At 54.3% G+C, this 22,749-nt stretch carries 18 protein-coding genes and 1 tRNA gene; 10 read left to right on the forward strand and 9 right to left on the reverse strand.

Features of this window, described 5'->3' with window-relative positions; translation table 11 throughout:
- Positions 1 to 133: 133 nt before the first annotated feature.
- Together gltB and JF44_RS0105280 are read right to left on the reverse strand one after the other, a co-directional pair.
- Positions 134 to 4,684 (reverse strand): glutamate synthase large subunit, encoded by a 4,551-nt coding sequence (gene gltB, locus JF44_RS0105275; protein ID WP_033067893.1) that lies wholly within the window; start codon positions 4,682 to 4,684, stop codon positions 134 to 136.
- Between the two features lie 28 nt (positions 4,685 to 4,712).
- Positions 4,713 to 6,143: an NAD(P)-dependent oxidoreductase gene (locus tag JF44_RS0105280; protein WP_033067894.1), complete on the reverse strand. Its 1,431-nt coding sequence runs from the start codon at positions 6,141 to 6,143 to the stop codon at positions 4,713 to 4,715.
- A gap of 265 nt (positions 6,144 to 6,408) precedes the next feature.
- On the opposite strand from JF44_RS0105280, the gene JF44_RS0105285 reads away from it, so the two are divergent.
- Together JF44_RS0105285 and JF44_RS0105290 are read left to right on the forward strand one after the other, a co-directional pair.
- Positions 6,409 to 7,239, forward strand: coding sequence for an undecaprenyl-diphosphate phosphatase (locus JF44_RS0105285; RefSeq protein ID WP_033067895.1), 831 nt, complete (start codon positions 6,409 to 6,411; stop codon positions 7,237 to 7,239).
- A 28-nt stretch (positions 7,240 to 7,267) separates the two neighbouring features.
- Entirely contained in the window at positions 7,268 to 7,810 is a 543-nt protein-coding gene (locus JF44_RS0105290) for a GNAT family N-acetyltransferase (protein WP_033067896.1), read from the forward strand.
- Positions 7,811 to 7,824: 14 nt separating this feature from the next.
- Here the strand turns inward: JF44_RS0105290 and JF44_RS0105295 are convergent, their stop codons facing one another.
- From JF44_RS0105295 to JF44_RS0105305, 3 genes are all read right to left on the reverse strand, one after another.
- A complete protein-coding gene (locus JF44_RS0105295) occupies positions 7,825 to 8,100 on the reverse strand; it encodes a DUF3572 domain-containing protein (protein ID WP_033067897.1) in 276 nt (91 codons plus the stop codon).
- 21 nt (positions 8,101 to 8,121) lie between these two features.
- A complete protein-coding gene (locus tag JF44_RS0105300; RefSeq protein ID WP_033067898.1) occupies positions 8,122 to 8,511 on the reverse strand; it encodes a hypothetical protein in 390 nt (129 codons plus the stop codon).
- Positions 8,512 to 9,055: 544 nt separating this feature from the next.
- A tRNA-Leu gene (locus JF44_RS0105305) sits at positions 9,056 to 9,142 on the reverse strand.
- 214 nt (positions 9,143 to 9,356) lie between these two features.
- On the opposite strand from JF44_RS0105305, the gene JF44_RS0105310 reads away from it, so the two are divergent.
- The 3 genes from JF44_RS0105310 (at position 9,357) to JF44_RS0105320 (ending at position 11,886) form a co-directional block, all read left to right on the forward strand.
- The gene (locus tag JF44_RS0105310) at positions 9,357 to 10,742 is read left to right on the forward strand and encodes an autotransporter domain-containing protein (RefSeq protein ID WP_238318379.1); all 1,386 of its coding nucleotides are present in this window, start codon (positions 9,357 to 9,359) and stop codon (positions 10,740 to 10,742) included.
- 158 nt (positions 10,743 to 10,900) lie between these two features.
- The gene (gene bluB, locus JF44_RS0105315; protein WP_033067899.1) at positions 10,901 to 11,587 is read left to right on the forward strand and encodes a 5,6-dimethylbenzimidazole synthase; all 687 of its coding nucleotides are present in this window, start codon (positions 10,901 to 10,903) and stop codon (positions 11,585 to 11,587) included.
- Positions 11,588 to 11,631: 44 nt separating this feature from the next.
- Positions 11,632 to 11,886 (forward strand): hypothetical protein, encoded by a 255-nt coding sequence (locus JF44_RS0105320; protein WP_033067959.1) that lies wholly within the window; start codon positions 11,632 to 11,634, stop codon positions 11,884 to 11,886.
- A 46-nt stretch (positions 11,887 to 11,932) separates the two neighbouring features.
- Here JF44_RS0105320 and JF44_RS19860 read toward each other — a convergent pair whose 3' ends face one another.
- The 3 genes from JF44_RS19860 to mutT all read right to left on the reverse strand — a co-directional run bounded on the left by JF44_RS19860 (position 11,933) and on the right by mutT (position 13,638).
- A complete protein-coding gene (locus JF44_RS19860) occupies positions 11,933 to 12,289 on the reverse strand; it encodes a hypothetical protein (RefSeq protein ID WP_052065453.1) in 357 nt (118 codons plus the stop codon).
- 93 nt (positions 12,290 to 12,382) lie between these two features.
- Entirely contained in the window at positions 12,383 to 13,141 is a 759-nt protein-coding gene (locus JF44_RS0105330) for a competence/damage-inducible protein A (protein WP_033067900.1), read from the reverse strand.
- 65 nt (positions 13,142 to 13,206) lie between these two features.
- Complete coding sequence (gene mutT, locus JF44_RS0105335; RefSeq protein WP_033067901.1) at positions 13,207 to 13,638, reverse strand: 8-oxo-dGTP diphosphatase MutT; 432 nt, start codon at positions 13,636 to 13,638, stop codon at positions 13,207 to 13,209.
- 146 nt (positions 13,639 to 13,784) lie between these two features.
- Between mutT and JF44_RS0105340 the strand changes: the two genes are divergently transcribed.
- The gene (locus JF44_RS0105340; protein WP_052065455.1) at positions 13,785 to 14,702 is read left to right on the forward strand and encodes an alpha/beta hydrolase; all 918 of its coding nucleotides are present in this window, start codon (positions 13,785 to 13,787) and stop codon (positions 14,700 to 14,702) included.
- 61 nt (positions 14,703 to 14,763) lie between these two features.
- On the opposite strand, the gene secA is transcribed toward JF44_RS0105340, so the two are convergent.
- Positions 14,764 to 17,472, reverse strand: coding sequence for a preprotein translocase subunit SecA (gene secA, locus JF44_RS0105345; protein WP_033067902.1), 2,709 nt, complete (start codon positions 17,470 to 17,472; stop codon positions 14,764 to 14,766).
- A gap of 332 nt (positions 17,473 to 17,804) precedes the next feature.
- Here secA and JF44_RS0105350 point away from each other — a divergent pair, with 332 nt between their 5' ends.
- From JF44_RS0105350 to argJ, 4 genes are all read left to right on the forward strand, one after another.
- Positions 17,805 to 18,920, forward strand: a complete 1,116-nt coding sequence (locus JF44_RS0105350; RefSeq protein ID WP_033067903.1) for a hypothetical protein — start codon at positions 17,805 to 17,807, stop codon at positions 18,918 to 18,920.
- Positions 18,921 to 18,976: 56 nt separating this feature from the next.
- Positions 18,977 to 20,101 (forward strand): hypothetical protein, encoded by a 1,125-nt coding sequence (locus tag JF44_RS19865; protein ID WP_052065456.1) that lies wholly within the window; start codon positions 18,977 to 18,979, stop codon positions 20,099 to 20,101.
- Between the two features lie 313 nt (positions 20,102 to 20,414).
- Positions 20,415 to 21,281 carry a peptidylprolyl isomerase gene (locus tag JF44_RS0105360; protein WP_033067904.1) on the forward strand — a complete coding sequence of 289 codons (867 nt, stop codon included), beginning with the start codon at positions 20,415 to 20,417 and terminating at the stop codon, positions 21,279 to 21,281.
- A 189-nt stretch (positions 21,282 to 21,470) separates the two neighbouring features.
- Positions 21,471 to 22,700 carry a bifunctional glutamate N-acetyltransferase/amino-acid acetyltransferase ArgJ gene (gene argJ / locus JF44_RS0105365; RefSeq protein ID WP_033067963.1) on the forward strand — a complete coding sequence of 410 codons (1,230 nt, stop codon included), beginning with the start codon at positions 21,471 to 21,473 and terminating at the stop codon, positions 22,698 to 22,700.
- Positions 22,701 to 22,749 lie beyond the last annotated feature (49 nt).

Below are 22,749 nucleotides of genomic sequence, written 5' to 3' on the forward strand. Positions count from 1 at the left end.
AATCGACCCGCCTTCTTCGCCCCCTGTCATCCCATCACCTGCGACAAAGAAAAGTGCCCCGTACCGAAGTACGGGGCGAGTTAATTTGTCCAGGTGTGTTGGACAAGGGAGCTTGCGCAAAAGCGTGATCAGATCACGCAGTTGCCTGGTCTTCGCTCACCGAGCGAATAGGATGTTCCAGCTTGTCGACGATTTCCTTCGGCACGATCTGCCAGAAGTTGCCGCGTTCACGATCCCAGTTATCAAGGATGGTGCGTGCAAAACCACTTTCGGTTTCCGCAACATGCTCTTCAATCAAGGAGCGGCAATGTTCGTCCCAATGCTGGGTTTCAATGCGCTGGTACAGGATGGAGCCGTCATTGACGACATTTTCGAACGTGCCATTAACGTCATAGATGAACGCCATGCCACCGGTCATGCCTGCACCGAAGTTCTCACCAACCGAACCAAGGATAACGGCCGTACCACCGGTCATATATTCACAACCGTTTGAGCCACAGCCTTCGACAACAACGGTCGCCCCGGAGTTACGGACACAGAACCGTTCACCGGCCTGACCTGCGGCAAACAGTTTGCCTGCCGTCGCACCATACAAAATGGTGTTGCCGATGATGGTGTTTTCGTTGGTCTTAAGCGGGCTTGAAGGCCGCGGACGCAGAACAATCGTACCGCCCGACAGGCCCTTGCCGACATAGTCGTTGGCATCGCCCTGTACTTCAAGTTTAAGCCCCTGCACGGCAAAGGCACCAAGCGACTGCCCCGCAGAGCCACGCAAACGGACATGCAGATGCCCCGGTTTCAGGCCGGTCATGCCGTATTTCTGCGTGATCAGGGACGACATCCGGGTGCCAATCGCACGCTGGGTGTTCTGGATGTTGTACTGCAACTGCATCTTTTCGCCGTCTTCAAGAAGCGGACGGGCATCCTTGATCATCTGGGCATCAAGGGTATCGGGCACTTCGTTGCGCCCTTCGATGGTGCAGAAGCGTGCATGATCACCGGCATCGGCCTGTGCCAGAAGCGGGTTCAAATCAAGGTCAACAAGGTCCTTGGCGCCACGGTGAACCTGCTGAAGCAGATCGGAACGCCCGATGACCTCTTCAAGTTTGGTGTAACCAAGTTCGGCCAGAACGTCTTTGACTTCCTCGGCCATGAAGGTGAACAGGTTGACCAGTTTGTCTGCCGTACCAACGAACTTGGCACGCAGCGCCGGATCCTGGGTACAGACACCCACCGGGCAGGTGTTGGAGTGACACTGACGGACCATGATGCAGCCAAGTGCGATCAGGGATGCCGTGCCGATACCGAATTCCTCGGCACCAAGCATCGCCCCCATGACAATGTCACGGCCGGTTTTGAAACCGCCATCAACACGCAGTTTGACCTTGTCACGCAGGTTGTTGAGTGTGAGCACCTGATTGACTTCCGACAGGCCCATTTCCCACGGAACACCGGCATATTTGATCGAGGTCTGCGGGCTTGCACCCGTGCCACCATCATACCCGGAAATCAGGATCACGTCGGCTTTTGCCTTGGCAACACCGGCCGCAATCGTACCGACACCCGAACGTGACACCAGCTTGACGCAGACGCGGCAACGCGGGTTGATCTGTTTGAGGTCATAGATCAACTGGGCCAAATCTTCGATCGAATAGATGTCATGGTGCGGCGGCGGTGAAATCAGGGTGACACCCGGCGTCGCATGACGCAGTTGGGCAATCTCGACCGTGACTTTAAAGCCCGGCAACTGACCACCTTCACCCGGTTTTGCACCCTGGGCGACCTTGATCTGAATTTCTTCACAGTTGTTGAGATATTCCGCCGTCACACCGAAACGACCCGATGCGACCTGCTTGATCGAGGAACGCGCATTGTCACCGTTTGCACGCGGACGGAAACGTTCACGCGACTCACCGCCTTCACCGGAGTTCGATTTCGCACCGATGCGGTTCATGGCAATCGCCAAGGCTTCGTGTGCCTCGGTCGAAAGCGCGCCATGCGACATGCCCGGGGTTACGAAACGCTTGCGGATTTCGGTGATGCTTTCGACCTGATCCTGACGAACACCTTTACGGTCAGAACGGAAATCAAGAAGATCACGCAGATGCAGCGGCTCGCGCGAGCGCAGACCATCGGAGAATTTCTTGAATGAATTATAGCTGCCGGTGGTGACCGACGACTGCAGCGTATGGATCAGCGGACCGGTCCAGACATGGCGTTCACCACTGCGGCGATATTTGTAAAGCCCGCCAACCGGAAGGGTCACGACATTGCCGTTAAACGCTTCTTTGTGCTGGGCGATGCAGCGACGCTGAATGCCCTGAAGGCCAATCCCCGAAATGCGCGACGGCATGCCCGGGAAGAATTCCGCCACCAGGGACCGCGACAGGCCGATACTTTCGAAGTTATAGCCACCACGATAGGAACTGATGATCGAGATGCCCATTTTCGACATGATCTTGAGCAGGCCGGCATCAATAGCAGCCTTGAAGCGCTGCATGACTTCTGCGGTGCTGCTCACATTCGGGAACAGGCCACGCGCATAACGATCCAGCAGACCTTCCTGTGCGAGATAGGCGTTGACCGTGGTCGCGCCCACACCGATCAGAACGGCAAAGTAATGCACATCCATGCATTCAGCCGAACGAACATTAAGCGAGATATAGGTCCGCAGTGACGTCTTGACGAGATGGCTGTGAACACCACCGGTCGCAAGGATCATAGGGATCGCGGCACGTTCTTCGCTGATTGCCTCGTCGGTCAGAATAATGTGCAGGGCACCACCGCGTACAGCTTCTTCGGCTTCGCGCTGGATACGCGAAATTGCTTCGCGCAACGCCAGCTTGCCACCGTTGATATCAAATGTGGTGTCGATCTCGACCGCACTGTCGCCCATATAGCCGCGCATGGCGTCATATTCGGCGTTGGTCAGAACCGGACTTTCAAGCTGAAGCAGATCACACTGGCTTTCGTCTTCATCAAGGACGTTGCCAAGGTTGCCCAGACGGGTTTTCAGGCTCATGACGCGCGCTTCACGAAGGGAATCGATCGGCGGGTTGGTCACCTGCGAGAAGTTCTGACGGAAGAAGTGATGCAAACCACGATAACGATCAGACAAGATCGCAAGCGGGGTATCATCGCCCATCGAGCCAATGGCTTCCTTGCCGTCTTCGCCCATCGGATGAAGGATCAGTTCAAGGTCCTCATGGGTCAGGCCCATCGATTTCTGCAACCGCAGCAGACGTTCTTTTTCGATGTGCGACGGTTCGGAATGTTCCGGTGAAATCAGGTCATCAAGCACCTTGGTGCGACCAACCCATTTCGACCAGTCACGACGGTTGGCAAGCTTGTCTTTCAGTTCCCCGTCATGGAACAGTTTGCCTTCGGCAAGGTTGACCGCAATCATCTGCCCCGGGCCGAGGCGGCCTTTTTCAACGCAGCGTTCCTCGTCGATATGAACCATGCCTGCTTCGGAACCGGCAATCAAAAGACCATTGCCGGTCACCGCATAGCGCAGCGGACGCAGACCGTTACGGTCCGTACCGCCCATCAGCCACTCGCCGCCATAGGCCGCAAGGGCTGCCGGGCCATCCCACGGTTCCATCACCGCATTGCAATAGGCATAAAGGTTTTTATAGCTGTCTGGCGTGGATGCCTTTTTCGACCAGGCTTCGGGCACCATCATGGTTTTCACCATCGGCAGGTCACGACCGGCACGCACCATCAATTCGAATACAGCATCCAAAGCCGCCGAGTCAGACGATCCCGGCTGAATGACCGGCTTAAGATCATCAATGCTGTCAGCATAGGCGTCGTGCGCCATGCGCGCTTCGTGGCTTTTCATCCAGTTGACGTTACCGCGCAGCGTGTTGATCTCGCCGTTGTGGGCCAGAACACGGAACGGCTGTGCCAACGGCCAGCTTGGGAAGGTGTTGGTCGAATAACGCTGATGATAGACGCAGAAGTTCGAAATGAACCGTTCGTCGCGCAAATCCGGATAGAAGGTATCGACATCTTCGGCAAGGAACATGCCCTTGTAGATTACCGAACGGCACGACATCGAACAGATGTAGAAATCCTTGATCGCTTCGGCCAGAACCGCTTTTTCGATGCGACGGCGAATGGCGTAAAGATCGACTTCGAACTTTTCCTCGTTCACGTCATCGCGCACACCAATCAGGACCTGTTCGATTTCCGGGCGGGTCTGGTTTGCTTTTTCACCAATGACGGACACATCAACCGGCACCTGACGCCAGCCGAGAATACCATAACCCTGTTTAAGGATTTCGGTTTCGACAATCGCACGGCAACGTTCCTGTGCGGCCATATCGATACGCGGCAGGAAGACCTGGCCGACAGCGATCAGGCTATCGGGGGCTTCCTGATTGATGACCTTAAGGTAGGCCTTAAAGAAGTCCTGCGGGATCTGCAGGTGGATACCTGCGCCATCGCCGGTTTTGCCATCAGCATCCACAGCACCACGGTGCCAGATGGCCTTAAGGGCCTCGATACCGGCTTCGACCACTTCGCGACGCGGCTTGCCATCAATGGCACCGACCAAACCCACACCGCAGTTGGCGTGTTCTTCTGCCGGATCATACATTCCGCTGGCTTCAAGATGAGCCGCGTTCTTTTCAAAACGGGCGATATCCATAGCGCCCTTGCTGTGAACGATCTTGTTCATAACTCTCTCTCCTAATGCGGCAGCGGACTTAAGCGGCAGCTTCTTTGCGCGCCAGCAAATATTCATCAATCCGGTCAGCCGCATCACGGCCATCGCGAATTGCCCAGACCACAAGCGACGCACCACGGGCAATATCACCCGCAGCAAACACGCCATCCAGATTGGTCATCATGGTGCGGAAGTCGATTTTGACCGTGCCCCAACGCGACACGCCCAGTTCCGGTGCATCAAACAGGGTCGGCAGGTCTTCGGGTTCAAAACCAAGCGCCAGAATGACCATGTCGGCATCCATGGTGTAGCTTGACCCTTCGATGATTTCCGGGCTCTGACGGCCACCGGCATCCGGGGCGCCAAGGCGCATCTTGACCGCACGTACACCGGTTACCTTGTCATCACCCACGAATGCTTCGGGGTTGGTCAGCCAGACGAATTCAACGCCTTCTTCCTCGGCATTGGCCACTTCACGCTGGGAACCCGGCATGTTGGCACGGTCACGACGATAAAGACATTTGACCGATTTCGCACCCTGACGGATCGCGGTACGGACACAGTCCATGGCGGTATCACCACCGCCAATAACCACGACATTCTTGTCCTTGGCATTGAGCGTTCCGTCTTCATAAGCCGGAACAGTGTCGCCAAGACCATGACGGTTGGACGTGGTCAGATATTCAAGCGCCGGATAGACATTTTCCAGGCCCGCACCAGGCAGTTTCAGATCGCGGGCCTTGTAAACGCCGGTCGCGATCAGAACGCTGTCATGTTTTTTACGGAGTTCTTCAAGGGTGGCATCGCGGCCAACTTCAAATTCGGTGTGCATAATAACACCACCGTCTTCGAGAAGCTTCACGCGGCGTTCAACCACATCTTTTTCAAGCTTGAAGCCCGGAATACCATAAACCAGAAGCCCGCCGATGCGGTCATAACGGTCATAGATATGAACTTCATATCCCTTAAGGCGCAGTTGCTCTGCTGCGGCCATGCCACCGGGACCACCGCCGATGATGCCAACCGACATGCCGTTTTCCTTGGTCGGCTTTGGCGGCTTTACCCAGCCTTTTTCAAAAGCGGTATCGGTGATGTATTTTTCGACAGAGCCGATGGTAACAGCGCCATGGGTCGACTGCTCGATCACGCAGTTGCCTTCACAGAGACGATCCTGCGGGCAAATACGACCCGTGACTTCAGGCATGTTATTCGTCGCCGCCGAAATGGCATACGCTTCTTCCATACGACCCTGGGTCGTCAAGCTGAGCCAATCGGGGATGTTATTATAAAGCGGGCAATGTGCCTGGCAGAATGGCACACCACACTGAGAGCAGCGCGACGCCTGGTCAGCGGCCTTGTCGTCCTCGAACGGCTCGTAAATTTCATCAAAATCGGTACGGCGTTCGGAAGCTTCTCTTTTGTGCGGATATTTTTGTTCGAGATGAACAAACTTCAGCATCTTTTCTGTCATGACGGCCCTCTGGAAGGGTTTTATGTTGCGGGTTTCGCTTTATATACGTGGCACATACGCAAGAATCCAGCAGAAAATGCAAGCTAGGTCAATATTACTGACCTAAATACCCTGACAAATTTTCCGGTCTTTCCCGGGTTCGGGTTGCACCCCTCTGTAATATTGTTTCATTAGTACCATAATGGTACTATTAATGCGTTTCGTCAAAATGGGCTAAACTGCTATAAGCGATGAGTTTTTGCAGCGAACAGGCACAGAGGCTGGCGTGACTCTACAGCACATAATTCTTCTGGCGATCGTTCAGGGGATCACAGAATTTCTTCCGATCAGCTCATCTGGCCATCTGGTCCTGGCCCCCGCCATCACCGGCAGCCCCGATCAGGGTTTGTTGGTAGATGTCGCAGTGCATGTTGGCACGCTGGCTGCTGTTTTGATCTATTTCTGGCGTGATGTTTTCGCCATGCTTGGTGGATTCGTTCGGCTGTTAACCGGGCGAATCAACGCGGGTGCCCGACTGGCAATCCATATTGTTCTGGCAACAATTCCGGTTATTGCGGTTGGATTCTACCTGAAGGTATCGGGAATCGAGGAACAGCTGCGCTCAATCGAGATCATCGCATGGGCCACCCTTGGCTTTGGCATCCTGCTTTGGATTGCTGACAAGGTCGGCATGACGATCAACCGCCTTGAACATATGCGCTGGGGCGGCGCGCTGTTTATCGGTCTGGCACAGGTCCTTGCCCTTATTCCGGGAACCAGCCGGTCAGGCATTACCATGACCGCCGCCCGATTCATGGGATATGAGCGCTCAGACGCAGCACAGTTTTCCATGCTGATGTCTATCCCGGTTATTCTTGGGGCTGGCCTGTTGGCAGGTATCGACTTGCATCAGGCAGGTAATATTCAGCTTAATCAGGAGATTCTTCTGGCGGCGGGCCTTTCCTTTGTAACCGCCCTGATTGCCATCGCGGTTCTGATGAGTTGGCTGAAACGATCCAGCTTCACCCCATTTGCCATTTATCGCATTCTTTTGGGGGGCGCGCTGCTTGTCTGGATCTATGTCTATGATACTGCGGCCCTGCCCTTCTTCAATTAACGCTGACGAAAACAAAGAACCTGCTGCCATGTTTCTGCGCCCTCTTGATCCGGTGGCTGATGGCCCGGACCTGCACGTGATTTTTGGCGATCCGACCTGCTGCCTGTGGCTTCCCGATCCGGCTTTCCCCGACATCGAAACCACCACGGCCATATTGAAATCATGGACAAAGGGGCTTGAAAACACGTCCTGGGTGGTTTGTGAACAGCCCAAGGGCCCGGCGATTGGACGCATTGCGCTTTATAACACCGGACGCGACAAGGATATCTGGGAAGCCGCCTGCATGATCAGCCCCAAGGCACGGGGCCAGAATTATGCCGCGCGCGGACTTTCCGCCGCCATAGATGACCTGTTTGCCACCACAAAAGCACGCCGGGTCTTTGCCGATGTTGATCCGGACAATCATGCGTCGCTCAGGACATTTGAAAAACTGGGGTTCACACGCGAAGGGGTTTTGCGCGGCGAATGGGAAACCCATATCGGCATCCGCGACTCTGTGGTTTACGGATTGCTGCGCACAGACCCACGCCCAGAGATTGCGGGCAAACCACCCTTACTGCGCCCAGCCTAGGCTCAGATCGCTGTTTAGTCCTGCCAGACAGGACCGCCGGATAAAACAATTTGCGCGCGCGCCGGGTCTTCGGGGCTGTAATCGGAATCTTCGACAAACCGCATCAGGAACGGCTCATGCGAGAGCAGGAATTCAAGGGCACCAAGCTGCACTTCGTTTGATCCGATCCCGGCCTTGAGATCATCAAGCCCCATGCCGGTTTGTGCGACCAATCCTTGCAACAACTCATCATCACCAGCGATATGGGCAATCGCACGAATGGCCAGTGTTTCTGCTGCGTCCTTGTTCATTTCGCTCTTTGCCCGACAGACTTATTTAAACCACTTGGCTTTGGCCATCGCCCGCCAGATCACCAGACCGGCGACAACGATCACCCCGGCAGCGATCCCGCCAAGGCCATTTCCCGCCATCAAAACCAACCCCCAGAAGCCAACAGTACCAAACCCGATGGCAAGGCTCAGGAAGGCTGATTTGGTCAGGGTATCCTGATTTTTCTGGGCGGTTTCGGCACGTTTGATCTCGTCAACGATTTCATACCATGCCAATTGCTGCCAACGGGAATATTTCAACCCTTTGCGTGGACCTTTACGCAGAAAATCATCGAGTTGTTTGACGATATTGGCGGCACGCTCTTCGGGGGCGACGTATTTGCCGATCCGTTCTTTCTTGCGTGGACCTTCGTCCTGTTCATTCTCGATCATATTCACCGGATCTCTTTCATCATCGGACGCAAATAGCAGCGTATCTTGCTTCTAGTCGCAACCGATTTAAATCCGGTAAACCCAATCCCAATGTGCTTTTCATCACAGCGCAGGTAATTAACACGCACATATTCAGATCAAGATGCGCATCTCATCATCAGGTTGGTGCGGATGCGGCCTTGATAATGGCAATGGCACCGTGTTTGGAAAATACCGGGATCGAACCAGACGCACCTTATCTGCATCACCAATTGATCGATGAAAACCCACCCCGATCATATGGCAAATCGTGCCTTCTACTGATTAAAACCGATAAAGCTTAGCTCACGGCGAGTGCGGCAACCGCAATCACGCCAAAGGCGATCAAATGGATCATGCTCAGTCTCCTGATTTGGGTCGTTAACAACCATGCCCCATCTGTTCTGAACACAGAACAGGAGGACGATGCATGAAGTTTTAAAATGGGAAACGGGTAATTTAATGGCAGAATCAGGCCATTCCGTGCCGATCAACACCGACAAGGTTGCTGATCGCAAAAGTGGAATGGTGCGGGCGGCCGGACTTGAACCGGCAAAGCCTTAGGGCTGACGGATTTTAAGTCCGCTGCGTTTACCAATTTCGCCACGCCCGCAGATCGTGCCGTTACCGGTTTTGTACCGGTAAAAAAGGGTTCTAGCGTGGGTTTGTTTTCGACGCAACATTCTATTGTCGTTTTCCCCAATACCATCAGCTTGACTGGAAGTTTGCGCCGACATTGCGGCAGGATTGCCCGTGTTTCTCCACAATGCCTGCATGTTTTTGCGGCAACATGGCCGTCAATTCACAACCGACATGCGCGCAGTTTCATGCACCGGCACTTGCAAACAGTCCTGATTGCCGCGACTTGTCTTGCGGCCACAGCCATTGCACATCGCCGCGAGATATATACGGCCATGGTGATCCCGCAGGCATTCGCCCGCGACCAACACGTACGTCCGGATGCACCCGTTTTGCGTAGCGAAACCATCAACCGTTCGGAAAACAGGCTTCGGCATATGAACCGCCTGTATAACAAAATGGATGATGATCTTTACGACACAAAAATCACGCCATTTTTCCTCAATACTGCACAGCTACCAAGTGCGCCGGATGGATTGCAGTTTGGCGGCGCCGCCGGAACATACAGCGGCCGCGAAGCGCTTAGCTCGCTAGCTGGTCAAATTGATTTTGATAGTGCGGCAGGAACCTTTCCTTTTCAGGCCCGCGGCCCAAACGCACCACTGAGCATCTGGGTTTCGGGCAATCAGACGTCGCTAAGCAATCATATCTCGGAGGGCGGATACGATCCGCAACTTGGCGGTGACACGCTATCGATTGATAGCGGGGTCGACTATATGCTTGATGATGGTTTGGTTGTCGGCCTTGGCGTTGGCTGGGGCAATACAGAAGGCACGATCGGCGCCCATCAGTTACGATTTCGCGAAACCAGCCTGTCTGTTACACCCTATTTGGTGGCGCGCATGACAGACTGGCTGAACCTGCGTGGCAGCCTAAGCTTCGGTCAAAGCGACATCCATCAATCCGCGACCGGCGAAGTCCCCGATAATCTGGCCTATGCCCGTACACGTGATAGCCACACTGTATCAAGCAGCATCGGCTTTGGTTCACACTACGAACTGGGTTTCATTCCGCTATCGGTTTCGCTTGATGGGGATATGATTACGGCGCGGGAATATTTCGCCTCTGCCCGTGCGGTAAATGGCGATCGGATTGCCGACAGCATCGCCCATACACAAACCTTTGATGGCACGGCAGAAATGCGATTGCACTTGGGTAACCAAACCCATGCGTTCACACCTTTTTCCGGGCGCGATGAAACAATCGCGATGATGAACCAGAACTTCGGGCGCAGTGGGGTGTCGCGCTATTTTGTTGGCAGTGAATATGCCTATACCCCGCTTGGTTTCAACATCGAGATGCGTGGCTTTCGCGAAACGGCAACCGATACATCCATACTCGAAGGTGTGCGTTCGGAAATCAACGTAACGCGTGATCTGCCCGGCAACTGGGGCACGGTCAATCCGCATGTCATGACCGAAAGCACCAACCAGTATCTGGAGCTTGGCGGTGGGCTCACCCACGATTGGGGACAAATCCCCGGACAACTAAGGTTGGAAATGCGCCGAACATTCAGCTACGAGGTCCAGCAAGGGGAATTCTCAAGCCTGGTGACCATCGATTTCCCGTTTTGAGGCACAGATCAAAAGCAACGCGGATTGAATGACACCAAGGAACCAAAGAAAATCCAGACCATCGCGTTAAAACGGGCGGCATTTACATCTTGCTATTGGCGCAGGAGTCTGTGACGAGTAGGCTTAAACCATAACGAAAATTCCAGCAGGTTTGCGCCATGACCAAGCCCGATCTTGAGACACGCACTGTCACATCCAACGATGAACCGACACCGCCGGTCTTTGATCACACCTTTCAGAAGCAGTTCATTGATCTTCTGCTGTGGCGGCGCGACGTGCGGCGCTTTCGGACCGACCCGATCCCGCAAGACGACATTGATGATTTGATCAAGGAAGCCTGCCTTGCCCCGTCTGTCGGCAATTGTCAGCCATGGCGCTTTGTAAAGGTCAATGACCCAAAACGGCGCAAATCCATCCGCGACAGTTTTGAACGCGCGAATACCGAAGCGCTTAATGATTATCACGGCGAACGGGCCAAGCTTTATGCATCGCTGAAATTGCAGGGCATGGATCAGGCCCCGATACAGCTTGCCGTATTTGCCGACGAGGAAACGGAAGCCGGCATGGGTCTTGGGCGCAAAACCATGCCTGAAATGCTTGATTATTCTGCCGTGGCGGCGGTGCAGCTGCTGTGGCTTGCCGCACGTGTCAAAGGCATCGGCGTTGGCTGGGTTTCGATCCTTGAACCCGATGTGGTTGGCAGAACCCTTGATGTGCCCGAACACTGGCGTTTGATCGCATATCTGTGCATCGGCTATCCCGAAGAAGACCACGTTGTCCCCGAACTGGTGCGCGAAGGTTGGCAGGAACGCATTGATCCTGATGCGCTGACACTCGAACGCTGATCTCGCAACATCAATTATTTGTTCTCAAGCGCAAGGAATTCATGATGTCTGGCCAAGAAAGCGGACCAAACACTCCCAACGAACAGCCCAAAAAGAAAGGGCTGTCGACCAGGGCTTATTTCAAGATCATTGGTTACTTGCTGACCGCAGGCTGGGTGGGTTTCATTCTCGCGGCATCGGGTGGGGATTCAAACCACCCCTTGTTTGATTATATCTTTATCGTCCCGCTGGTCGGTTGGATTATCGGTATGCTGGTTGCGCGCATGATGACGAAGAAATCTGGCGCAGATCACAGCTGAAACCCCGGTTAAAGGGCACAAAAGGCATCCGGGTTCGGTATTTGATTTATCTATCGTCACCGGAATCGCGGTTGCGGGTGCGTTCATCACGATAACGGTCATCATCGGAAAAACCGCCCAACGTCATGATACCGATGCCAAGGCTGATCCCGCCGAAAGTGATAAACAGGCCAAAAAACAGCAAAAAGATAAAGATCGGCGCATCGCGTGATGCTGTGGCAAGGCTGTAAATCCCGCCAATATCAAAAAACAGCACCAGTGCGCCAAACACCAGCGCGCCGACACCGCCATAGGCGGTATGTTCAATCATAAAACGCACAATCGAACGCGCCTCACGCGCAGCCTGACTGTTGCGGACCTCATCTGATGTGTCGTTTTTGGATTTGCGGTCTGGCTTCGTCATGTTCTTTCCCTCACAAGGTCAGAACAATTCTAGACGCCGTTGCCACCAAATTCCTTGATCAAACGCAATGGCGGGGCCGGAAGGTTCCCGTGATCAGACAGCGCCGGTATCTTCGATCACGTCACGACCACCATCGGTGATGGCGGTGCGAATGCGTTCTGAGGCCTGATTGACGTCATCGGGGTTTTCACCGCGCACCACCAGCGTCGTGCCCAGCTTGCCTTCGCGCAGGAACGGGTAGGATCCGATATCGGTTGCCGGAAAATCCCCCTGAATTTCGGCCAACACCCTGGCAATCGTTCCTTCGGGGATATAGCCCCCTACAGACCGCGATACCATCGGCTTTCCGCCGATCAGTTGATGTTTGATGCCCTGGAACATGGCCTGCATGATCATGGGCACGCCAGCCATGACATAGACATTTTCCATGCGAAAACCCGGCGCCTTGGAAATCGGGTTCTGGATCAATTCCGCCCCGACCGGGACATGGGCCATACGCAAACGGGCTTCGTTCAGGTCTTCGGGGTTTTCGTAATGACTTTTGAGCAGTTCATGCGCATCGGCATTGAGTTCGATCGGCACCCCGAATGCCCTGGCAACACATTCAGATGTGATGTCGTCATGGGTCGGGCCGATCCCGCCGGTGGTAAAGACGTAATCGAATTTTGCCCGGCACTCATTAAGCGTGGCAATGATGGTGTCTTCGATATCGGGAATAACGCGGGTTTCCGCCAGACGCACGCCAAGCTTGTTCAGTTCTTCTGCCAGATAGGGCAGATTCTTGTCATGCGTACGGCCAGACAGGATTTCATTGCCGATGATAATCAGACAGGCGCGGACCGGATCAGACATTATAACCCCACAACTTCACTCAAACGTTTCTTCCCGCGTCCATACGGCCCCAAATGGGGAATGGCTCACAGGAAATCGCGCAACATTGCCACAAGCGGCACATCGGCAGGCGGCATCGGATAATCGCCCAAACGCACCGGGCGCACCCATTTGACCTTTTGGCCTTCCATCGGGGTAATTTCCCCTTTCCAGACGCGGCACAGATAAAGTGGCATCATCAGATGGAAGTCATCATAGGTAAATGAGGCGAACGTAAAGGGTGCCAGACAGCTTTCGGTAATGTCGATGCCAAGCTCTTCCTTGAGCTCACGCACCAGCGCCATTTCCGGAGTTTCACCGGCTTCGACCTTGCCGCCGGGGAACTCCCAAAGGCCTGCCATCGACTTGCCTTCCGGGCGCTGCGCAATCAGCACACGATGATCGACGTCAACCAGCGCAACCGCGCTGACGAAAACAGTTTTATCTGGCGTTTTGCCTTGGCGCAGGTCAATCGACATGCAGCCTTTATCTGGTTGTTGTATTGTCATGGCACTGTTTTATCGCGCCATCAAACCTTCGCCAAGCACAGAAAATATCAAACTGCCCGCCAACAGATCACGTACAGAAGAAATCAAAAAGTTCTGCCATAACAAAGGCCACCTGAATGCCGCCTGTCAAACCTGCACGTCGCCGCCGAAATGCGTTCCCACACCGATTTTTGGGCGTTACGGCCAATTCTTTCATCGCTGTTTTCATGCTTGCGGGCTGTGACAAGCTTGGGGCCTATAATCATTGGCAGGCGGGCGATACCAAACCCGATGTGATCGACCTTTCCTATGGTGCGGATGACCGACAGGTTCTGGATCTTTATCTGCCCGACAAATCGATGCAACCGGCCCCGCTTTTGATCTGGATTTATGGCGGATCATGGGATTCGGGGGACAAGGCCAAATATGCCTTTGTCGCCAAACGGTTCACTGAACTTGGCTATGCGGTTGCCATCCCGGATTACCGTTTGGTGCCTGACATCCATTTCCCGGCTTTCATCACGGACACGGCATCCGCCATCGCCCGCATGAAGGATTATGCAGATACCAACCCAGACCATATCAAAACCGGACCAGTGATACTGGCAGGCCATTCAGCGGGTGCCTATAACGCCGTGCAGGTTGTGGCTGACCAACGGTATTTGCGTGATGTCGGGCTTGATGCCACGCACATCAGCGGGATCATCGGCCTGTCGGGGCCTTATGATTTTCATCCCTATGATGTGACCGCAACCCAAGACGCCTTTGGCGAAACACCTGCCCATCAAAGCCAACCGGTCGAGATGGATCTGGCCCATATGCCGCCGCTTTTGCTTGTTACCGGAACACGTGACCACACTGTTTTCCCGCGCAATTCGCGCAGGCTTGCAGAACTGGCCCCAACCGCGCAACTGATTGAAATTGACGAAGCCGGGCACGCCGGAACGCTGATTGCGCTTGGGTTTTATTTAACGACGGACAAAGCGGTTCTCGAACCGGTCAAACAGTTTCTTGAAAACCGGCATCCAACATCACGGTTAACCGCGCAGCAATGATCAACAAAAAACGCGCTTTCCGATGAAAGCGCGTTTTTCATTTCAACCATGCCCTTCAGGATCAGGTCAACTGACCGTGGCAATGTTTGTATTTCTTGCCGGAACCACAAGGGCAGGCCTGATTGCGTGCCACACGGCCCCAAGTGGATGGATCGTTGGCATCGACATTGTTTGATGCCTGACGCGACTGAACCGTGGCACTGTCAGCGCCTTGTTCGGCACTTTCAAGTTCATCACGATTTTCGCGCATTTCCTGTTGCGGACGACGCGCTTCAAGGTCTTCGGGCTTCGGGGTCGACTGCAGTTCAACATGTGACAACATCTGGGTCACACGTTCACGCAAGCTGACCAGCATCGCTTCAAACATGTTAAACGCTTCACGCTTGAATTCATTCAGCGGGTCGCGCTGACCATAGGCGCGCAGACCAATCCCCTGACGCAGATGGTCAAGTGCCAGAAGGTGCTCTTTCCACGACTGGTCAAGAAGCTGAAGCACAAGGCTTTTTTCAACCTGGCGCATGATATCGGCACCATAATTGGCAACCTTGGCAGCCATTTTTTCGTCAGCGGCCTTTTCAATGCGCTCCCGCATGACTTCCTGATCAATCCCCTCTTCCTTGACCCAATCCTTGATCGGCAGGTCAATTCCCAGGAGACGGGTGACTTCCTCGTGCAGGCTGTCGGTTTCCCACTGTTCCGGATAAACCTTGGCCGGGCAGTATTTTTCGACCATGTCTTCGATGACTTCAGCACGCATATCGGCGACGTCTTCGGCAACATGTTTTGCCTGCATCAAATCACGGCGTTGCTCATAAACGACCTTACGCTGATCATTCATGACATCGTCAAACTTAAGCACGTTCTTACGAATGTCGAAGTTACGCGCCTCGACCTTCTGCTGTGCCTTTTCCAGCGCCTTGTTGATCCACGGATGGTAAATCGCTTCACCTTCCTGCAGACCCAGCTTCTGGAGCATGCTGTCCATGCGCTCAGAGCCGAAGATACGCATCAGGTCATCTTCAAGCGACAGATAGAACTTTGATCCACCCGGGTCACCCTGACGGCCGGATCGACCACGCAACTGGTTATCCACGCGACGTGATTCGTGACGTTCCGTACCAATGACAAACAGACCACCCGCAGCCAGAACCTTTTCCTGATCGGCTTTGACTTCGGCTTTGATCTTTTCGATTGCAGCTGCGCGTTTAGCTTCGTCAGTCACATCAGCCAGTTCATGTTCGACGCGCATCTCAACGTTACCGCCAAGTTTAATGTCGGTACCACGACCGGCCATGTTGGTGGCAATCGTGATCGCGCCCGGCGCACCGGCCTGGGCCACGATCAATGCTTCGCGTTCATGCTGCTTGGCGTTGAGAACTTCGTGCGGGACTTTCTTCTTTTTCAGAAGGTCCGAAAGAATTTCCGATTTTTCAATCGAGACCGTGCCGACAAGGGCCGGTTGGCCGCGCTTGTGGCAATCTTCAAGCTGTTCGGAAATCGCCACCCATTTTTCATGGGCCGTACGGTAAATCTCGTCATCTGCATCGATACGGGCAATCGGGCGATGGGTCGGGATTTCGACAACCTGAAGGCTGTAGATTTCCTCGAATTCCTCGGCCTCGGTCATTGCCGTACCGGTCATACCGGCCAAAGTCGGATAGAGACGGAAATAGTTCTGGAAGGTGATAGATGCCAGGGTCTGGTTTTCGTTCTGGATCTTGACCTTTTCCTTGGCTTCCAGCGCCTGATGCAAACCATCGGAATAACGACGGCCTTCCATCATACGACCGGTAAATTCATCAATGATGACAACCTTGTCGTCCTTGACGATGTAGTCGGTGTCTTTCTGGAACAGCTTGTGCGCACGCAGCGCCTGATTGACGTGATGGACAAGGTGAACGTTGGCAACGTCATAAAGCGTGCCTTCGGTCAGGATTTCCATTTCCATCAAAAGCTGTTCGGCATGTTCGGTACCCTCTTCGGTCAGGGTAACGGCACGTGCTTTTTCGTCCTTTTCATAGTCTTCTTCGACCAGTTTGGGGATCAGCGCGTCAATCGCGCGATACAGCTCTGAGCTGTCTTCGGCCGGGCCGGAAATGATCAGCGGGGTACGGGCTTCGTCAATCAGGATCGAGTCGACTTCATCGACGATCGCAAAATTGAACGGGCGCTGCACCATGTCTTCAAGGCGGAACTTCATGTTATCGCGCAGATAATCAAAGCCCAGCTCGTTATTGGTCGCATAGGTAATGTCGCAGGCATAGGCCGCCCGGCGCTGATCATCGGTCATGCCATGCATGATCACACCGACAGTCAAACCAAGGAAACCATAAACCTCGCCCATCCATTCCGCATCACGGCTTGCAAGATAGTCGTTGACCGTGACCACGTGAACACCCTTGCCTTCAAGCGCGTTCAGATACACCGGCAGGGTGGAAACAAGGGTTTTACCTTCACCGGTTTTCATCTCGGCGATTTTGCCGGACGTCAGTACCATGCCGCCCAGAAGCTGTACGTCATAGTGACGCTCGCCGCGCACACGCTTGGATGCCTCGCGGATGGTGGCAAAGGTATCAGGAAGGATATCAGTCAGAGTTTCGCCATTCTTGAGACGTTCGCGCAGCCAGTCGGTGCGGGCGCGCAGTTCATCATCAGACAGCTTTTCGACTTCGGGTTCCAGGGCATTGATTTGCTCGACCGTGGCCCGCAGGGCTTTGACTTCACGATCGTTAGCTGAACCGAAAATTTTCCGGGCAATGGCGCCGAGCATTAATACGTTCCTGAACAAATGAATAAGACACTATGAGCCCCGATATAAGCCGGAGCCCGATCACAGATAGAACCCTGTCTGCCATCTGTCAACGGAACGAACCAATATCGCTAATGTTGGGCCGGAATTTACAATCCTGCGCACCTGATCAGGAGCAAATTCGCCCCATCGGCCCGATGCAACTAGCCATGCGGATACCTTCCTGCTTGAGAAATGCAAAATTTAATCGTATTATGCGCGTTAAAGTTTCAAACCCTAACAGAGCATGTAGCTCGTTTTGGCGCGCGGGAATGTCCCGGTAGCGACGCCAAATACATCCTCAGGAGGAGGATATGGTCGATTTTTCCGCGCTAAATCCGTTTCGCCAAGGTCAGACAAGCCTTCAGGATACGCGTCAGCCCCTTGCAAAAACCAGTCCCGATGCCGGTCAGAATTCTGCGCAAGCCCGATCTGATGCGCGCACCCGTGTCGACCCGGTGGCATTGTCTGATGACGCCCTTGCAGCCCATAACGAAAGCCAGAAGCTTGTCCCTGCGACGGGCAAGGCCCTTTCATCTGAACCGCTGACAACCGATGAGCTGTTTGAGCGTGCCCTTGATGCATCGCTTGAGCTGATCCGCGGCAGTGTTGAAGAAATGTTTGCCCTGTCTGGCATGTCCGAAGAAGACGCGATTGCCGCGACCAACACCATGTTCAATGGCATTCGTGACGCGGCTCAGGGGCAGGACCAGTTCGAATTTTCCTTTGATCAGGCCATCGCCAGCCATAGCAAAACCGCCATTTCTTACGCCGGTGCTGATGGCGCTGCGGTTGGTGTGTCCGAAACCGCAATGATGGCGGTGCAATCGCTTGATATCAGCATCAACAACGAAACCGGTGAGTTCTCGTTTAATTACGAGGCTGCCAAGGTCGAAGTTGTTCGAACCGAAGCCATCGCCATTGGCAACAGCATGGGTGCCGCCCTTGGTGCACTTGGCAACGTCATGAATGGCTTGGGTGGCGGATCGTTGGTCAATATGCTTGGCAATCCGGCCTCTGCCGAAGATGGCGGACTTCTGTTTGATATCAATGACAACGGAGTCGCCGAATTCATCCGTGAACTGATGAATGCAACTGTCGGTACCGACGATACCGCGGGCGAGGCTGAAGATGGCGCGACAGCCGGTGCCGCGCCAACCAATGGTCAGGCGATTGCCGCAGAACGTATGGCCGCATTGAATGCCCAGATCACCGAACAGTTCATGGAACAGGCGACCCTGATTGTACGCAGCATCAATCAACCCGCCCCTGACGCCGGTGAAGGCGCAGGTCCGCTTCAGCTTACCGTCGATATGATGATGCCGATGGGCCGCTTTGGGCAGGATGACGGCAATGCCACCTTCACCTTCCCCAATGGTGAAACCGTGCCCGTGATTGATCCGACGCAGGAACAGGATGTTCTGATTTAACCGTAAACGGGATGCCCTGACTGGCATCCCGCAGCCCTTCAGGAAGGAGGCGCTGGATGTTTGACCACAATACGTTTCCAACGCCAAATGCGGCTGAAAACGCTGCCAGCGCCGCAATACAGCGCGCAGCAGCCAACAATGCGGCAAATTCTCCGCGCGATGACACATCCAATTCAAATGCCAATGCAGATCTTGCACAGCAGCGCGCCATTGTTGATCAGATTGATTTAAGCATCGAGGCAAGCCAACGCATTGAAAACACGCTTGGTGATTTCCAGCGTCCGGTATTTGCCGTCGACACCTCCCCGCTTGAAGCGTTTGAAACGCTAAAACCCGCTCTTGATGACGCCCAGACACGGATGAACCGCGAAGCCTTTATCGTGCTTGCGATGATGGGCATTCCACCGGCCAAAGCGCGCGCAATGGCCAATGCCATGACCGGCGGTGATCCCGGCGAATTAAAGGCGGTTGAGGCCAATGGTCGGCAAGGTGCCGTGTCTGCACAGGAATTGTCGCTCAACATTTCCCAAGGTGGTGTCGAGATCAATCTGGGGCAGGTTTCAGTAACATCGCGTACGGTTGATATCGATCTTCAGGCGATCGAAAGTCGATTTTCCAACATCTCGGGCGCTGCTGATGTTTCGGTTTCAGAGTTTCGGGCACACATCGAACTGATCCGCATCGAAATCGCCCAAGCCTTTCAGCAAGACCCGCTGATCCTTGATCTTGATGGCAACGGCATTGACATCACCAGCCTTCAGGACGGCAAAGCTTTCGACATTGACGGTGACGGCACGCTGGATCAAACCGCCTGGATAAAAGGTGCGGATGCGCTTTTGGCACTTGATCGCAACAATGACGGTGAAATCAATAACGGCCGTGAACTGTTTGGTGATCAGAACGGGGCCAAGGACGGCTTTGCAGAACTGTCGAAATATGATGACAATCTGGACGGGTTGATCAACGAAATGGATGGCGTTTTCAGCTCGCTTGTTTTGCTGCGTGCGGATGGCAGTCAGCAAAGCCTGGAAGATGGCGGGATCAAGTCCATCTCTCTGTCGCTGATCACCCCACTTGATGAACGTCTGATTGGTGGCAATCTGGTTGCGGGTTCGCAGTTCGAACGTGAAGACGGCACGACCGGTCAGGTTGGCGAAGTCTTCTTTGATGTTCGGGCGTGACAACCTCCTTTCTGCACCGGGCATCGACATATTTCATCGAACTGTCACGCCCGCGCATTGGCACATTACATCCACTGGATCAGTGTGAAAGCCTTTTCATCAGCATTCCCGCATGGCCGGTTACTTTGAACTCTGTGCCGCGCTTGCCCATATGACTGTCTTCATGATTAGACACTTCACATTTTCGACAGAATGCTTTGTCAAAAGGTGCGACTTCCACGCCGAAGCCTTGTGCAGGCAACACTTATGTGTTTTACCCGTGGACAGAGGCAAAGGGCAAAAAGCCCGTCTGAAATTTAAGTCTGGAGAAACTATGCTGCGCAACACACTTCTTGCCGCGTCACTGGCAACCGTCATCTTTGCATCCCCTGTCATGGCGCAGGACGCGACACCGGCCGAAGACCCGGTGCTGGCGACAGTCAATGGCGAGGAAATCCTTGAATCTGAAGTTCGCGCAACCCAGCAGGGCCTGCCGCAACAGTATCGCCAGCTTCCGTTTGAGATGCTCAAGGCTGACCTGTTAACCCGTGAAATCAATCAGCGCCTGCTGATTAAGGCGGGCAACGAAGCCGGTCTAGAAGATGACGAAGAAGTCACCCAGATTCTTGAAGAACTGAAAGATCGCCTTGTCGCGGAAACATACCGCCAGCGCGCATTTGACGAAGCAACCACCGAAGACGCCATCAAAGCAAAATATGACGCCTTCCTGGAAACCAACGAGCCAGAAGCCCAGGTTCACGCACGCCACATCCTGCTTGAGAACGAAGAAGACGCAATCGCCATCATCGCCGAACTTGACGATGGCGCGGATTTCGCCGAACTCGCCAAGGAAAAATCGACCGGTCCGTCCGGCCCGAATGGTGGTGACCTTGGGTTCTTTAGCCGTGGCGAAATGGTCGCACCGTTTGCCGAAGCTGCCTTTTCCATGGATGCTGGCAGCTATTCCGAAGCGCCGGTTCAGACCCAGTTTGGCTGGCACGTGATCATGGTCGAGGAAGTCAAGGAAGGCGTACAGCCATCCCTTGAAGAAGTTCGCGGGCAGCTTGTTTCCGAAATTCAGAGCGAAACCTACGAAGCAATGCTGGCTGATCTGCGCGAGAATGCCGAGATCGTCAACAATGTCGAAATCGAAGCCGAAAAAGCAGCAGAAGAAGCTGCCAAAGAAGCACCGGCTGAATAAAACAGGAAACAAAGCGATCAGCATGCTCTGGGCGCTTTGATATTTCCGGGATTGGAAACGGGGTGCGGCCACTGGCTTCACCCCGTTTTATTTGGATCACCTTTCGATCCTGAACATGCATTCTGCTGCTTGCTTTTCGCCACCGTTGCGGCAGGATGAGCTGACGACCCATTGAAGGAATTTGCACAGATGGTTGCGACCACCGTTTCACCACTTGCCCCCGCGGCGTTTCCCGACCTTCCGGCCATTGCCGGTGTCAAACTGCATACCGCAACCCTTGGCATTCGCTACAAGGGCCGCCCCGATGTTTTGCTGGCTGAACTTGAGCCGGGCACACAGGTCGCAGGTGTCTTTACGACATCGACCACCGCATCGGCAGCGGTACGCTGGGGCCGCGAAGCACTTAAAGGTGGCACGGCACGAGCATTCTTTGTTAATGCGGGCAACTCGGTTGCCTTTACCGGCAAAGCAGGTGAGACATTCGTCGCCGATAAAGTCGAAACCGCGTCAAAGGCGCTAGGTTGTGCCAAGACCGAAATTTTCACCGCATCCACCGGTGTGATTGGCGAACCAACCACCGCCACCCGCATTACCGATGCCATGGATGACATTCTGGCCAATGATGCAAGCTGGCTGGATGCGGCCAAGGCCATCATGACCACCGACACCTTCCCCAAGGGGGCAGCGGCCACCGCCACCCTCAACGGCACCACTGTCAAGATTGCAGGATTTGCCAAGGGTTCCGGGATGATCGAGCCGAACATGGCGACCATGCTGGGCTTTGTCTTTACCGATGCCGCCCTGCCGCATGCCGTGTTGCAGGCTTTGCTGGCCGATTGCAATGACCGCAGTTTCAATGCGATCACGGTCGATAGCGATACCTCGACCTCAGACACCGTGCTTTTGGCGGCAACCGGCAAGGCCGGCAATAAGGCCATCAGTGATGTGAATGATCCGGCCCTTGCCGAATTCAAAGGGGCGCTCGAAGGCGTTCTGCGTGATCTTTCCCATCAGATCGTGCGCGATGGTGAAGGCGCCAGCAAGTTCATCACCATCAATGTCACCGGGGCGGTTAACGGTACCGAAGCCAAGATTGCCGCCAAGGCCATTGCCAACTCGCCCTTGGTCAAAACCGCAATTGCCGGTGAAGACGCCAACTGGGGCCGTATTGTCATGGCGGTTGGCAAATGCGGTGTTACAGCCGATCCGAACAAGCTGACCATTTCCATCGGTGGCATCGCGCTTGCCAAAAACGGCGAGCGGGTCGCAGATTATGACGAAGCCCCGGTCGAAGCCCACATCAAGGGCCAATATATCGATATTGATGTCGATCTTGGCTTTGGTGAGGGTGCAGCCACTGTTTGGACCTGCGACCTGACCCATGGCTATATCTCGATCAATGCCGATTACCGCAGCTAGGGTCATTGCGAACAGCGTCACAATATTCGCCAAACAAAAACGCCGTCCT

Source organism: Thalassospira australica (assembly GCF_000763295.1).
GTDB classification, from domain to species: domain Bacteria; phylum Pseudomonadota; class Alphaproteobacteria; order Rhodospirillales; family Thalassospiraceae; genus Thalassospira; species Thalassospira australica.

Bases quoted from the DNA above. Each gene is read 5' to 3' on its own strand.
- gltB (WP_033067893.1), bottom strand. From the start codon at position 4,684: ATGAACAAGATCGTTCACAGCAAGGGCGCTATGGATATCGCCCGTTTT.
- JF44_RS0105280 (WP_033067894.1), bottom strand. From the start codon at position 6,143: ATGACAGAAAAGATGCTGAAGTTTGTTCATCTCGAACAAAAATATCCG.
- JF44_RS0105290 (WP_033067896.1), top strand. From the start codon at position 7,268: ATGTTTCTGCGCCCTCTTGATCCGGTGGCTGATGGCCCGGACCTGCAC.
- JF44_RS0105295 (WP_033067897.1), bottom strand. From the start codon at position 8,100: ATGAACAAGGACGCAGCAGAAACACTGGCCATTCGTGCGATTGCCCAT.
- JF44_RS0105300 (WP_033067898.1), bottom strand. From the start codon at position 8,511: ATGATCGAGAATGAACAGGACGAAGGTCCACGCAAGAAAGAACGGATC.
- JF44_RS0105310 (WP_238318379.1), top strand. From the start codon at position 9,357: ATGCACCGGCACTTGCAAACAGTCCTGATTGCCGCGACTTGTCTTGCG.
- bluB (WP_033067899.1), top strand. From the start codon at position 10,901: ATGACCAAGCCCGATCTTGAGACACGCACTGTCACATCCAACGATGAA.
- JF44_RS0105320 (WP_033067959.1), top strand. From the start codon at position 11,632: ATGTCTGGCCAAGAAAGCGGACCAAACACTCCCAACGAACAGCCCAAA.
- JF44_RS19860 (WP_052065453.1), bottom strand. From the start codon at position 12,289: ATGACGAAGCCAGACCGCAAATCCAAAAACGACACATCAGATGAGGTC.
- JF44_RS0105330 (WP_033067900.1), bottom strand. From the start codon at position 13,141: ATGTCTGATCCGGTCCGCGCCTGTCTGATTATCATCGGCAATGAAATC.
- mutT (WP_033067901.1), bottom strand. From the start codon at position 13,638: ATGTCGATTGACCTGCGCCAAGGCAAAACGCCAGATAAAACTGTTTTC.
- JF44_RS0105340 (WP_052065455.1), top strand. From the start codon at position 13,785: ATGCCGCCTGTCAAACCTGCACGTCGCCGCCGAAATGCGTTCCCACAC.
- secA (WP_033067902.1), bottom strand. From the start codon at position 17,472: ATGCTCGGCGCCATTGCCCGGAAAATTTTCGGTTCAGCTAACGATCGT.
- JF44_RS0105350 (WP_033067903.1), top strand. From the start codon at position 17,805: ATGGTCGATTTTTCCGCGCTAAATCCGTTTCGCCAAGGTCAGACAAGC.
- JF44_RS19865 (WP_052065456.1), top strand. From the start codon at position 18,977: ATGTTTGACCACAATACGTTTCCAACGCCAAATGCGGCTGAAAACGCT.
- JF44_RS0105360 (WP_033067904.1), top strand. From the start codon at position 20,415: ATGCTGCGCAACACACTTCTTGCCGCGTCACTGGCAACCGTCATCTTT.
- argJ (WP_033067963.1), top strand. From the start codon at position 21,471: ATGGTTGCGACCACCGTTTCACCACTTGCCCCCGCGGCGTTTCCCGAC.